At 55.7% G+C, this 12,884-nt stretch carries 15 protein-coding genes; 13 read left to right on the forward strand and 2 right to left on the reverse strand.

The genetic code is table 11. From position 1 onward, the window contains the following. Positions 1 to 3: 3 nt before the first annotated feature. The 8 genes from HMPREF1144_RS25380 to HMPREF1144_RS25415 all read left to right on the forward strand — a co-directional run bounded on the left by HMPREF1144_RS25380 (position 4) and on the right by HMPREF1144_RS25415 (position 7,790). Positions 4 to 321, forward strand: a complete 318-nt coding sequence (locus HMPREF1144_RS25380; protein ID WP_009654415.1) for a TIGR03745 family integrating conjugative element membrane protein — start codon at positions 4 to 6, stop codon at positions 319 to 321. Further along, positions 321 to 674, forward strand: coding sequence for a TIGR03750 family conjugal transfer protein (locus HMPREF1144_RS25385; protein WP_009654444.1), 354 nt, complete (start codon positions 321 to 323; stop codon positions 672 to 674). The genes HMPREF1144_RS25380 and HMPREF1144_RS25385 overlap by 1 nt, the downstream gene beginning before the upstream one ends. After that, the gene (locus tag HMPREF1144_RS25390) at positions 671 to 1,330 is read left to right on the forward strand and encodes a PFL_4703 family integrating conjugative element protein (RefSeq protein ID WP_009654420.1); all 660 of its coding nucleotides are present in this window, start codon (positions 671 to 673) and stop codon (positions 1,328 to 1,330) included. The genes HMPREF1144_RS25385 and HMPREF1144_RS25390 overlap by 4 nt, the downstream gene beginning before the upstream one ends. Beyond that, the gene (locus HMPREF1144_RS25395) at positions 1,327 to 2,094 is read left to right on the forward strand and encodes a TIGR03749 family integrating conjugative element protein (protein WP_009654428.1); all 768 of its coding nucleotides are present in this window, start codon (positions 1,327 to 1,329) and stop codon (positions 2,092 to 2,094) included. The genes HMPREF1144_RS25390 and HMPREF1144_RS25395 overlap by 4 nt, the downstream gene beginning before the upstream one ends. Further along, positions 2,091 to 3,386 carry a TIGR03752 family integrating conjugative element protein gene (locus tag HMPREF1144_RS25400; protein ID WP_009654426.1) on the forward strand — a complete coding sequence of 432 codons (1,296 nt, stop codon included), beginning with the start codon at positions 2,091 to 2,093 and terminating at the stop codon, positions 3,384 to 3,386. Before HMPREF1144_RS25395 ends, HMPREF1144_RS25400 begins: the two co-directional genes overlap by 4 nt. Next, positions 3,383 to 3,742: a TIGR03751 family conjugal transfer lipoprotein gene (locus tag HMPREF1144_RS25405; protein WP_009654436.1), complete on the forward strand. Its 360-nt coding sequence runs from the start codon at positions 3,383 to 3,385 to the stop codon at positions 3,740 to 3,742. The genes HMPREF1144_RS25400 and HMPREF1144_RS25405 overlap by 4 nt, the downstream gene beginning before the upstream one ends. Continuing rightward, complete coding sequence (locus tag HMPREF1144_RS25410) at positions 3,739 to 6,420, forward strand: conjugative transfer ATPase (RefSeq protein ID WP_009654408.1); 2,682 nt, start codon at positions 3,739 to 3,741, stop codon at positions 6,418 to 6,420. The genes HMPREF1144_RS25405 and HMPREF1144_RS25410 overlap by 4 nt, the downstream gene beginning before the upstream one ends. 101 nt (positions 6,421 to 6,521) lie before the next feature. Continuing rightward, the gene (locus tag HMPREF1144_RS25415) at positions 6,522 to 7,790 is read left to right on the forward strand and encodes a phospholipase D-like domain-containing protein (protein WP_009654402.1); all 1,269 of its coding nucleotides are present in this window, start codon (positions 6,522 to 6,524) and stop codon (positions 7,788 to 7,790) included. Between the two features lie 166 nt (positions 7,791 to 7,956). Here the strand turns inward: HMPREF1144_RS25415 and HMPREF1144_RS25420 are convergent, their stop codons facing one another. After that, complete coding sequence (locus HMPREF1144_RS25420) at positions 7,957 to 8,256, reverse strand: helix-turn-helix transcriptional regulator (protein ID WP_042928503.1); 300 nt, start codon at positions 8,254 to 8,256, stop codon at positions 7,957 to 7,959. Positions 8,257 to 8,427: 171 nt separating this feature from the next. Here HMPREF1144_RS25420 and HMPREF1144_RS25425 point away from each other — a divergent pair, with 171 nt between their 5' ends. From HMPREF1144_RS25425 to HMPREF1144_RS25445, 5 genes are all read left to right on the forward strand, one after another. After that, entirely contained in the window at positions 8,428 to 8,703 is a 276-nt protein-coding gene (locus HMPREF1144_RS25425) for a helix-turn-helix domain-containing protein (RefSeq protein WP_009654445.1), read from the forward strand. A 112-nt stretch (positions 8,704 to 8,815) separates the two neighbouring features. Continuing rightward, positions 8,816 to 9,337, forward strand: a complete 522-nt coding sequence (locus tag HMPREF1144_RS25430; protein ID WP_009654432.1) for a PTS glucitol/sorbitol transporter subunit IIC — start codon at positions 8,816 to 8,818, stop codon at positions 9,335 to 9,337. Next, positions 9,334 to 9,708, forward strand: coding sequence for a PTS glucitol/sorbitol transporter subunit IIA (locus HMPREF1144_RS25435; RefSeq protein WP_009654453.1), 375 nt, complete (start codon positions 9,334 to 9,336; stop codon positions 9,706 to 9,708). Before HMPREF1144_RS25430 ends, HMPREF1144_RS25435 begins: the two co-directional genes overlap by 4 nt. Beyond that, positions 9,705 to 10,685 (forward strand): PTS glucitol/sorbitol transporter subunit IIB, encoded by a 981-nt coding sequence (locus HMPREF1144_RS25440; RefSeq protein ID WP_009654412.1) that lies wholly within the window; start codon positions 9,705 to 9,707, stop codon positions 10,683 to 10,685. Before HMPREF1144_RS25435 ends, HMPREF1144_RS25440 begins: the two co-directional genes overlap by 4 nt. A gap of 10 nt (positions 10,686 to 10,695) precedes the next feature. Further along, positions 10,696 to 11,712 carry a Gfo/Idh/MocA family protein gene (locus HMPREF1144_RS25445; RefSeq protein ID WP_009654424.1) on the forward strand — a complete coding sequence of 339 codons (1,017 nt, stop codon included), beginning with the start codon at positions 10,696 to 10,698 and terminating at the stop codon, positions 11,710 to 11,712. Positions 11,713 to 11,792: 80 nt separating this feature from the next. On the opposite strand, the gene HMPREF1144_RS25450 is transcribed toward HMPREF1144_RS25445, so the two are convergent. Then, positions 11,793 to 12,833, reverse strand: coding sequence for a ParB/Srx family N-terminal domain-containing protein (locus tag HMPREF1144_RS25450; protein ID WP_009654454.1), 1,041 nt, complete (start codon positions 12,831 to 12,833; stop codon positions 11,793 to 11,795). Between the last annotated feature and the right edge of the window lie 51 nt (positions 12,834 to 12,884).

The following is a 12,884-nucleotide window of genomic DNA, read 5'->3' on the forward strand; positions in this document are numbered from 1 at the left end:
ATCATGCGCTGGCTTTTATTACTGCTGCTCGCCACATTTAACGCCCTCGCCGACCTGCCGACGATGGAAGATCCGTCACGTGGCCAGGGCAAGGGCATTATGGAGACGCTGCAGAACTACGGTTTTGATATCGTGGTCGTGCTGGCTCTGGGCATCTGTGCCGTCGGATTTCTGGTGGTAGCGAACAACTGTATCGCCACCTATTCGGAGATCCAGAGCGGACGCAAGCAGTGGAAAGATCTGGGCTCGATGGCGGGGGTTGGCAGCATTCTGCTGGTAATCATCATCTGGCTGCTCAACCAGGCCTCGGACATCCTCTGATGACGACAATTCCTTTCCTACCCGACCGCCTCAACCGTGAACCGGTGGTCTGGCGCGGCCTGACCACCAGAGAGTTGTTTCTGGCGCTGGCAAGCGGTCTTGGTGGTGGTTGCATATCCGGCATTCTGCTGGCCCTGCTCACCGGTTACTGGCCGTTGATCCCCGGTTCGGCGCTGGCAGGCGCGGCGTTGCTGATTCAGGGCGGTGGGCGCATTCTGGCGCGAGCCAAACGCGGTAAGCCCGACAGTTGGCTACCCTTAGCAATCCTTGCCTGGCTGGAACGTCATCATCTTCGCGGCGCACAACTGGTGCAGCACAGTACCGTATGGGTAGTGCGCAGGAGTCCGCGATGAGCCGCTTTCGCCACGCGCTGGCCGAGCGCGATAACCATATCCTGACGCTGCGGGCGGTGATTATTCTGCTGTGCCTGTGTCTGGCGGGCGTCGGCTACGGCTGGTACAGCGCGCCGCAAAAGCTCACCCTCTGGTTCCCGCCGGATCTGCGCAGCGGCAGCACCCGCCCGTGGTGGGAAGTGCCTCCCGCCAGCGTCTACGCCTTCACCTTTTATATTTTCCAGCAACTGAACCGCTGGCCGGACAACGGCGAGGAGGACTATTCCCGCAACCTCCGCTCGCTGCGCGCCTACCTGACGCCCGCCTGTTACACCCGCCTGGAGCACGATTTCCAGGTGCGGCGCAACGGCGGTGAACTGCGCGAACGGACACGAGGCGTGTATGAGCTTCCCGGCCACGGCTACAGCAGTTTGGTACATGATGGTGATAAACACCCTGTCCCGCGCGTCGAGACCTTAAGCCAGGACACCTGGCGGGTAACGCTGGACGTGGCAGTTGAAGAGTATTACCAGAACGAGCCGGTGAAAAAAGCGCTGGTGCGCTACCCGTTGCAGGTGGTGCGCTACGCCATTGATGCGGAGAAAAACCCGTGGGGACTGGCGATCGACTGTACCGATGCCGCTCCGCAGCGTCTGGTAGCCGAGGAGAAACAATGAAATACCTCTTCTTTGCTTTGTTATTCAGTCTCCCGGCCTTCGCCACGGAAGTGGTGCAGTGGGAAAACATCCCGCTACCCGTCGCGCTGCATGTCGGGCAGGAGCGGATTGTCGACGTGGGGAAAGCGGTGCGCATCGGCTATTCCGCCACGCTGGAAGGTAAAGTGCGCCTGCAAAGCGCGGGCGGAAAGGTCTTCCTGCTGGCAAATACGGCGTTCCCGTCCACCCGCATTCAACTACGAGATACCGGCAGCGGCGAGCTGATCCTGCTGGATATTCATGCCATCCAGAACACTTCGCCACTTGAACCCGTACAAATCAGCTATGCGCCGCAGACGCCTGCCACAGCAAAAACGTCCGTCCCGGTGACAGCATCAACCGAGCCCCTGCCCGTCCTGCTGGTGCGCTATGCCGCGCAGAATCTGTATGCGCCGCTGCGCACCGTCGAAGCCCTGCCCGGCGTCACGCCTGCGCCCGTCCGGCTGGCGAAACGCATCACCACCTTACTGCCGCAGCAGCCTGTTACCGCCATCCCGCTGGCGTCATGGCAGATTAACGCCACCACCGTCACCGCCATCCGCCTGCAAAACCAGAGCGGACAGCGCATCACGCTCGATCCGCGCGAGCTTCAGGGGCAGTTCACCGCCGCCGCGTTCCAGCATGACTGGCTCGGCCCGCGTGGTCTGGCAGAAGATACCACCGTGGTGTACCTGGTGACGGAAGGCCCGGTTTCCCGCGCCCTGCTGCCGGAGTCGAAACCATGATGCCGCGCCAGAGTCTCCTGCTGAAAATCCTGCTGCCCGTGATTGTGCTGGTAACGGTATGGCTGCTGCTGCGTCCCGCCAGCAAAAACACCACTGAGAAATCCCCGTCCCGCAGCGTGGCAGCATTAACGCCGCAGGAACTGCGCGATCTGGGCATCGATGGCGACACGCCTGCCGATACCGTCGCCACGCTGGTCGGCCAGATGAAGCAGTACCGCCGCGAGCTTCAGGCTATCCAGAGCGATAATGAAAGCCAGCAGGCGCGCGAGAAGCGGCTGAAAGCGCAGCAGGCGACGCTAGTATCGGAGTTGCGCGGCGATATGCGCAGGCAGCAGGACCAGATGCGCGACGAGCTACTGAAAAACCAGCGGGGATTGCTGGATAAACTCGACCGCCTGATGGCGAAACGCCCCGACGATATCCCGCCCGGTCTGGGGCTCACGCCCGGCGAACTACCTGCCGATGTGCAGCCGGATATCCGCTGGCTGGAGCCGCTGGATGCGCCCCCGCCCATGGATGAAAAGCTGCTGCGCGTCCCTCTGAAAGCGGCGGACAAACCGCCGCCAAAACCTGATGTGAAGGTTTACACCCTGCCGCAGAACGCCACGCTGACCGGATCGGTCGCCATGACGGCGCTGATTGGCCGCGTGCCGCTTAACGGCACCGTCAGCGATCCCTATCCGTTCAAATTGCTGATTGGCGAGGACAACCTCACCGCCAACGGCATCGAACTGCCCGACGTGGCGGGCGCGGTGGTCTCCGGCATCGCTTCCGGCGACTGGACGCTCTCCTGCGTGCGCGGGCAAATCACCTCCATGACCTTTGTGTTCCACGACGGCACCATCCGCACCGTCCCGCATGGCGGCAAATCCGGCAACAAACAGCAGGAGATCGGCTGGCTTTCGGATAACCAGGGACTGCCGTGTATTCCCGGCGAGCGCAAAAGCAACGCGAAGGAGTACCTGACCTCGCAGTTCCTGCTGGCGGGTTCCGGCGCGGCGGCGCAGGCCTTCGCCAATGGTGAAAGCACCACCGTGGTGGAGGACGGCAGCATCACCAGCGCAGTGACGGGCAACAACGGTCAGTACGTGCTCGGCCAGGCCATCGGCGGCGGATTAAAAGATACCGCCGACTGGATGAAACAGCACTACGGCCAGATGTTTGATGCGGTATATGTGCCACCGGGCCACAAGGTGGCGGTACATCTCACCGAACCGCTGACCATCGACTACGAGCCGGAAGGCCGCAAAGTGAAATACCAGCAGGCCAGCACGCCGGGGGGACTGGAATGAAATACACCATCCTGATACTTCTGTTTTTACTGGCCGGGTGTAGCACCTCGCAGGAGGAACTGATGCCGGTCGATCCTGATGCCAGCATGCTCTCACTGTGGCAGCAGCAAAGCGGTGGCAGCGCGGCCCTGCTGGATGCGCGCGCCCGGTTGCGCCGCCCGCCAGATGGTCCGGTAGATCAACCGGCGGCAGACGCGATCCGCAGCCAGTTTCCGCGCCTGCCCAACCCGGATATGGTGTTGTACGTATTCCCGCACCTTAACGGCAACACACCGGTGCCCGGCTACAGCACCGTCTTTCCCTTCTACACCCGCCCGCAGTATGCGCTGCCGGGCGAACGCCTGACGCCGCCATGAATGAACGACACGGCCTGACCGGACAGGCGCTGAATGCCAGCTACCGCAAGGGCCCGTCATTTGTCGACTGGCTACCGTGGGTGGAATTTTTACCGAATTCACAAACGCTGCTGCTGGAGGATGGCCGCTCGGTAGGTGCCGTATTTGAGCTAAATCCCGTGGGCACCGAAGGCCGCTCGACGGCGTTTCTGGAGCAAGTCCGCGATACCGTCACCGATGCATTGCAGGATGCCTTTGACGAGCACGAGCGCGCGCCGTGGGTGGTACAGTTTTTCTGTCAGGATGAGGACGACAGCGAGGCGTGGCTGGAGACGCTAGCGGCTTATGCCTCGCCGGAGATCCGCGACTCCGCCTTTACCCGCGAATGGCTCACGCAGATGACAAACCATATGGCGAATCTCACCCGCGACGAGGGGCTGTTTCTCGATAACACCGTCACCCGTACCCGCTGGGGGGCGACATGGCGGCGCACGCGGATGGTGGTTTACCGCTGGCTGCCCGGCCTCTCCCCGGATGAACCGTCCCCGGAAGAAACGCTGAACCACATATGTGAACGGCTCACCGCCGGGCTTAAAGCGGCAGGCATCAGTGCGGTCCGCCAGAATGAACAGGCCATTCACCGCTGGCTGGTGCGCTGGTTTAACCCCGCGCCGCCCGTTGAGGATAAAAAAGCCTTCTGGCGACAACTGGATTTACCGGACGCAGAATCCCTGCCCGTTATCACCGATTTTGCCGAACGACTGCTGACGAGCGAACCGCGCTCAGATGCAGAGAACGGTGTCTGGTGGCTGGATAACCGCCCGCATAAAGTGGTGGTCGTCGACCGCCTGCGCAAAGCGCCACCGCCCGGTCTGCTGACCGGAGAAACCACGCGCGGCGACGGCATTAACGCCCTGTTCGACCTGTTGCCAGCAGGCACTATCATGAACCTGACGGTGGTGGTGTATCCGCAGGACAAACTGGAGCAGCACACCAGCCACCTTTCCGACCGGGCGATTGGCGACAATACCGATTCGGAATACACCCGCCGCGACTGCCGCGAGGTGCGCAGCTACCTGAAGGACGGGCATAAGCTTTACCGCAGTACGCTGGCGTTCTACCTTCATGCACCCGATACCGATGCCCTGTTTCGCCAGCAGCGCCAGTTGTACAGCCTGTTGCTGAATACCGGACTGGTGCCGGTGCAGGAACAGCATGAAGTCGCCCCGCTCAGCCACTGGTTACGCTGGCTGCCAATGTGTTTCGATCCTCTACGCGATCCGCGCGGGCTGTATACCCGGTTCAACTTTGTGCAGCATATCGCCGGACTGCTGCCGGTGTACGGACGGGAAACCGGCACCGGGCATCCGGGGATTTGTTACTTCAATCGCGGCGGCACGCCGCTATGCTTCGATCCGCTGAACAAGCTTGACCGTGCGCAGAATGGGCACCTGCTGCTGCTCGGCCCGACCGGAGCGGGCAAATCCGCCACGCTGAACGCGAAAATCGCGCAACTAATGGCGCTGCATCGCCCGCGCCTGTTTATCATTGAGGCCGGGAACTCGTTCGGCCTGATGGCCGACTACGCCGCCGTCCACGGCCTGACGGTGAATAAAATCAGCCTGCGTCCCGGCTCCGGCGTTACCCTGCCCCTGTTCGCCGATGCCTCGCGACTGGTGGAACAGGCGGTTACCGACGCCGAACCGCCGGAGGACGAAGAGAGCGAGGGCGACGACCAGCGAGACGTGCTCGGCGAAATGGAGATCACCGCCCGGCTGATGATCACCGGCGGCGAAGCAAAGGAGGATGCGCGCCTCACCCGGCCGGATCGGGCGATGATCCGCCAGGCGATTATCGCTGCCGCGCATACCTGCCATCAGGAAAAACGACAGACGCTGACGCAAGATATCCGTGACGCACTATTCACTCTTTCCCGCGACAGCAGCCTGCCGGAAGTCCGCCGCCAGCGGGCGTATGAAATGGCGGAGTCCATCAACCTGTTCTGCGCCGGGTTTGAAGGCGAACTGTTTAACCGCGAAGGACAGATGTGGCCGGAAGCCGATATCACCCTGGTGGATCTCGCCACCTTTGCCCGCGAAGGCTACGAAGCCCAGCTTGCCATCAGCTATATCTCACTGATTAACCATATCAATAACCTCGGCGAGCGCGACCAGCATCTGGCGCGGCCAATCGTTAATATTACCGACGAGGCGCATATCATTACCGTTAATCCGCTGCTGGCGCGGTTCCTCACGAAGGGCTCGAAGATGTGGCGCAAGCTCGGGATCTGGCTATGGCTGGCGACGCAGAACCTGGCGGATTTTCCCGACGAGGCGAAGAAACTGCTAAATATGATTGAGTGGTGGGAACTGCTGGTAATGCCGTCGGAGGAGATTGAACAGGTGTGCCGGTTTAAGGCGCTGACCGAGGAACAGCGGCAACTGCTGCGCTCAGCGGTGAAATCGCCGGGGCAGTATACCGAAGGTGTCGTGCTGTCGCCGCGCGTGGAAGCGCTGTTCCGGGTGGTGCCGCCAGCGCTGTATCTTGCGCTGGCGATGACCGAGAAGCATGAGAAGGCGGAAAGGATGCGGATTATGAAGGAGACCGGATGCAGTGAAGTGGAAGCAGCTATGATTACAAGTACTAAATCAATTTTAACTGGTAATGCTCTTTCGAAACACCATCACACTTCATCATAAATATCCATATCTTTGATTGTATTGGAATAAAAGTTCAAATAGATTAGATAACTATCTTCACAGAGAAAATTCTGTGAAGCAAATCATAGTAAGGGAATAGCATGACTGATCTATATACCAACAGAAATTCACGGCAGGATTTTGTTAAACATGCATTTACACATCACATTCAGAATAATATGGATATATTTATTGCTTCTGCTTTTTTTACTGAATTTAATGTAATTGACAGTTTGCTTGAAAAAGGATGCCATATTAGAATCATTGTAAGATTGGGATTCCCTACATCGCCATTTGCTTTAGAGAAATTACTTTCACATAAAAATGTTGAAGCAAGGTTCTTTACCAACAATTCATTCCATCCCAAACTTTATATTTTTGGAGATAGCTCATTATTAGTTGGCTCTGCCAATTTAACTAATGCCGCTCTCCTGACAAATCAAGAAGTAATGGTTAGTTTGAATTCAGAGGACCACAGATTCGAAGAATTAACCAGTCTATTTTCTAACTATTGGGAGTCTGCAAATGTACTAAGCAAAGAAGCAATAAAAGATTACAAGAATATTTACAATAAATATTCAAAACTATCATCTCAAATAATAAGCCTTGACAACGAAGTTTTGGATAAAATAGGAGATATAAATTACTCAAATATAAATAGAGGGAAAAAACACATCTCACAGAGCTCTATATTTTTGGAGTCTTATCGAAAATCATATCAAACATCAGTCTATGCTTTTGAATGTATTGAAGAGATATACTCATCTTTTCAAAGAAAAGTTCCTGAAGAACAGATTCCGTTACGCCTTGAAATTGATTCATTTTTCAGTTTTGTACGTGATTACTATGCAACTCAAGAAACTTGGTTAGCCCAACCACTCGGATGGACTGATATGCAAAAATCTCATCTGCGTACACTAGTAAATGAATGGTTATCAACACCATGGGAGCATTTTGAAGAAAGAATTGTCCCTATAAATTACCCTCTCATTTACAATGTATTTAAATCACCAGACTCAATTGAGCAAAGCAATGCCGGAGAAATAGTTGATGCATTATGTGTTCTTCACTCTTTTCATGATCGCTTAAGATTTTACAAAGGAGGACTGGACACATTAATAGAAGAATTCTCAACAAGCAATGACATCAGTCAAATAAAAAAGACCATCACTTATTTATTATATGGGAAAGGAGATATTATCAAAAGAATGTCTGATTGTATCTATAACGATGAATTTAAACTTAATGCCTTTGGACAATCAAATGTTCAAGAGCTGATTGGATGGATAAATAAAGAAAATCTACCCGTTATTAACGGCCGAACAACCAAGGTGCTTCGATATTTTGGCTTTGATGTGCGACAATTATAATTACCTAACAAACATGCCTGCCCTTGTAACATTATAAAATGAGGGCAGTCTCTTCAATATTTATTAATATACTAAATATTACGCCTTCACATCTAAAAAATACACCTTACCAAATAAAATCATCATCTAACGTTTATCTGAATAGACTGAGAATAATGTTAGCTCGTTACTTTGTAATGTTGTTTTTAGCATAAGCAATCACATCTGTACGCTTTTGTTCTGATGTTGACCACAAGATTAACATCAATTCAGCCAAATCATCTTCAACCGTATAGAAATAGCAAGCCGGTACGTTCAATACCTCAGCAAACTTGCAAGCCAAGGAGAAATCAGGCGCATGCGTCCCCCGCTCATACTGATTCATCCTTGGACTGGCAGTAGCTTCGTCAATTCCTGCAAGTATACCTAAACGTTCCTGCGATAAACCCGCCCTAATACGCGCTTCTTTTAGACGATGCGTCAACATGAGATCCCCCTTCCATTTCCAGTAAACAGGGGAATTCTCAGTCTTGCTTTGACAAATATTACTAAGTTATCCTTAGTATTGATGTTTTAGATCACCTTTTAAAAACACATTACATCAAACCTAAGGTTATCAATTTTTTTATATAAATAACAATTAGTTGAGGTAACCAAAATGGCTAAAAAAGACTGGCATCCGGCCGACATCGTTGCCGCCTTACACAAGCGCGGTACCAGTCTGGCGAAACTGTCGCGGGAAGCTGGACTGGCCTCGTCAACGCTGTCGAATACCCTGACGCGCCCGTGGCCAAAAGGCGAGTGGCTGATTGCCATCGCGCTCGACGTGCATCCATCAGCGATCTGGCCCGGCCGTTACCTCAATTCCAGTAACAAACGCGAACCCCGAAAACCGCTTCAACCCATGACAACAACCGACAACTCCGGGACATAACGACCCGCGCAGTGAGTGGCAGGACGCATTAACCAACGATACCTGACAGGAGAGTTGTTTATGCACACCAAACCACAACCATGCACCATCGCACCACTCGCAGGAGGCCGCCATGTTTCTGGTCTCCCTGGCTGAAGGCTTTATTCACCTGTTCCAGGCCGCAGGCAAAATCTTCCTCGACATGATGACCGGGCTTATCCCGATGCTCATCTGCCTGTTGCTGGCCATTAACTTCCTGATGAAGCTGGTCGGCACCGTCAGAATGGAGAAAGTCGCCGCCCTGCTCGGCCGCTCGCGCATCCTCACCTACGGCGTGCTGCCGGTGCTCGGCTGGTTCTTTATGAGCAGCCCCGGCGCACTCACTTTAGGTAAGCTCCTGCCTGAGAAGAGCAAGCCCGGCTATGAAGATGCGCTCGGCACCACCGCTCATCCCCTCACCAGCCTGTTTCCACACGTGGTGCCGTCGGAGCTGTTTGTCTGGCTCGGCGTCGCCGCCGGGATTAAGGCGCTCGGCCTGCCCGTTACCTCGCTGGCCCTGCGTTATATCGCCGCCGCCATGCTGATTGGCCTGATACGCGGAATTATCACCGAGTACCTGTTCCTGCGGCTCAGCAAGCGGGGGAATGCCCCATGATGATTTACTGCGCACGTATTACTGCCATCGGGCTGTTTGTCGCCGATGGCCTGAGCGACAAGATGCTCATCACCTTCGACAGCAACGGCCCGAAGGACTGTCTCGATTACTCCCTGTCGCTGGAGTCGTCGTTCCGGGAAGAGAGCCTGATGATACTCCCCGGCGACCGCCTGCTGCTGGCGGGCCATGATTATCTGGTGACCAGTGTTGGCAAAGGTGCACAGCAGGCGCTGTTTGAACTCGGCCACCTGACGCTGGTGTTCAATGGTGACCTGAATCCCTGCCACGTCGGGGCGGTTCACCTCTCCGGCCCGGTGCCGAACCTCCGTGACCTCCACGGCAATCTGGTGATTGAGGAGGGACGCCCATGAACACGGTGCTTATTCCACCCGGTCCCGGCGGATACGGTAAAGGGCTGTGGCTGCCTGTCGCCAGTGGCAAAAAAGTGCTGTCGCTGACCGGGCGGGAAATCCATCCGGTTGCGATAGAAATCGGCGCGCTCACCGAATCGGAAATCGTTAACGGCTTCTCTGACATTCCGCCGGATAACGACATCCTGTGCGTGGTGATTAACTGCGCCGGGTCCCTGCGCTGCGGCCTGTATCCGCAGAAGGGTATCCCGACCATCAACGTGCTGCCGACCTGGCGCGCCGGGCCGCTGGCGCAGTTTATTACCGAAGAGAACTACGTTTCCGGCGTCACCCCGGAGCAACTGGTTCTGGTCGATACGGCCGAAGCCCCGGACGGCGAGCCTAAGACAATATCGGAACCTGCGCCACGGATTGTCACCACGCCGCCACCCGCGCGTGGCGCGGAGAAACTGGTGCGCATGGTGGAGCAGACCGGCACCGCCGTCGGCCACGTTATCGCCCTGCTGTTCGCCGCCAGCCGTGAGGCGGTGGACGTGTCGCTGCGCAACGTTATCCCGTTTATGGCCTTTGTCTCGCTGCTGATTGCGCTGGTGCAGGAGACCACACTCGGCAGCCTGATTGCCCACGCCCTGACGCCGCTGGCGAACTCGTTGTGGGGGCTGGTGCTGCTCTCGCTCATCTGTGGCATTCCGTTCCTTTCCCCGGTGCTCGGGCCGGGCGCGGCCATCTCGCAGGTCATCGGCGTGATGATTGGTTCGCAGATTGGCGCGGGTGCGATATCTCCGGCCTTCGCCCTGCCCGCGCTGTTCGCCATCAACGTGCAGGTCGGCTGCGACTTCGTGCCGGTCGGCCTTTCGATGCAGGAGGCGAAGCCGGAGACCATCGCGAAGGGCGTCCCTGCCTTTCTGCTCTCACGTCAGTTAACGGGGCCGCTGGCGGTCATCATCGGCTGGCTGTTTTCCCTGGGCTTATTCTGAGGACTCACTAATGAACAAAATCAGAGCCGCCGTGGTCGGCGCAGGCATCTACGGCAAACACCATATGAATGCGTACCGCCACAACCCGGACACGGTGCTGGTCGCCATCTGCGACACTGACACAGAGCGCTGCGACGACCTTGCCATGTCATACGGCGTCATGGGCTATACCCGGCTGGACGTTCTTCTGCAGGAGGAAGCCATCGACGTGGTCTCGGTGGCGACGCCGGACCCGTACCACACCGAATCCATCCTCACCGCCCTGCGCCACGGTAAACATGTGCTGGCGGAAAAACCGCTCGCCACCTCGGTACGCGAGTGTGAGCTCATCGTCGAGCTGGCACAGCAGCGCGGCCTGCTGGTCGGCGTCGATTTCCACAAACGCTGGGACCCGGCAGTGATGCGCATCAAAGCCGAACTGGAAAAGCCGGAGACCGGGCACATCCTGCGCGGGCATATCAGTATGGACGACGTGATAACGGTCCCGACGGCGTGGCTGGACTGGGCGGGCGCAAGCTCCCCGGTATGGTTCCTCGGCTCCCATTGTTTCGATCTGGTGCGGTATCTCTCCGGGCAGGAGGTGGTATCGGTGTATGCCGTGGGCCAGAAGCAACTGCTGGACGTGTGCGGGATAGACACCCACGACAGCGTGCAGAGCCTGCTGACAATGGCCGATGGCAGTTCATGGGTGGTCGAGAATTCGTGGGTGCTGCCGGAGGGGTTTCCGAAGGACAACGACGGGCGCATCGAGATCCTCTGCGGGACGACATATATCCGCAGCACCTCACAGCATCGGGGACTGGAAATTACCACCCCGGACAAGACGCTCACGCCCAACAGCTATTTCATCAACTACCGCAACGGCGTCGCCAGCGGTTTTGGTATCGACCCCATCAATGATTTTGTGCGGGCGGTCAGGAACAGGTCACCGTACCCGGTCACCGCAGTGGACGGGCTGGCGGTAAGCCGGATCTGCGAGGCGGTGCATCAGAGTCTCGAAAGTCAAAAACCAGTGTCATTAAAATAGTCGGCCAGCAGGGATGCTGGTATCCGCAAGCCCGTTGACTCTGTATTCCCTAAAGAATGCCGCCATTTGTTATCCTTAATTCAGCATTCATCGTTAACGCCATTAAGTACCCTGTCGCGATAGTCTTCCAACTGATGCCGTTGCAGATAGCTTTCTACCTCCTGTGTCCAGCGCGTTCCTTCGCCAAGCGTCGCGCGGCTATGGGTTGAGGCATAAAGATAACGTGTATCATAAAGATTAATCAGCGTCTGATTTACACCATCGATTTTGCACTTAGGATTTTTGAGCTGCTGTTCTAACGCCCGGACAATACGGGCCCGATGGTCTTGATCGGTAGCAAAATCCCGTTCCTGCAATTCGCTGAGCACCAGAAATGAAGGTGGGATCTCTTCTGCAATCGCTGCCTGTAAACGATAATGACCATCAAGAATAACAAATGATCCCAGCCCTGCTATATACCAGACAAGTACTGGAGGCAGCGCACCCTCCCGGCATTTTTTACGCCACCATTTCAACCTTCCGGCATCAGGTTGTATCGGATAACGCCCAAGTAGCAGGCTACCTCCCCACCACCAGTCCACTAATCTGACTTTGTCAGGATTGACCAAATCAGGAAAATCTTCGCCGTAGAGCGTCCAGCTACAGCCGATATTCCCGCTGCTTTCTGGGGCATCAAAACGCCAGCTATTTACAGGAACACGCTGTCCGGATAATTTCGGTAATGTATATTTAGCCTCCATCGGCCTTATCAGCCATCGGCGAGGAGACAGAAGAGGCACTGGCGCATTCATTAATTGCCGGGAAAAATAGCGACACCATTCACCTGTCCAGGCCCGTTCGCCTTTGTTTTTAATTCCTTCAATATCTTCAGATGTGACAGCCGGTAATAATGTCTGGCAAGCGGAATGTTCGGCATTAAACACCAACCAGACACCAGAATGATCTTTCAACATCGATGCCCAGAATAATGTCTCCCCAGAGACCTGCAGCGCCATTCGCCCATAACGACCACTTAGCATTTCCATTACCACGTCGGTCCTCTGGTTGCTCTTAAGTGTCAGCTCCAGGCCCTGCCAGTTATTATTGCGATCAAAAAGATCTTTCCACCAATATTGGGTCATTATCATCTTCCCTGATAAACAGAGGGTTAGTCTAAAACCTTTAAAATTGTT

Origin of the sequence: Klebsiella sp. OBRC7 (genome assembly GCF_000293135.1) — a bacterium.
GTDB classification, from domain to species: domain Bacteria; phylum Pseudomonadota; class Gammaproteobacteria; order Enterobacterales; family Enterobacteriaceae; genus Klebsiella; species Klebsiella michiganensis.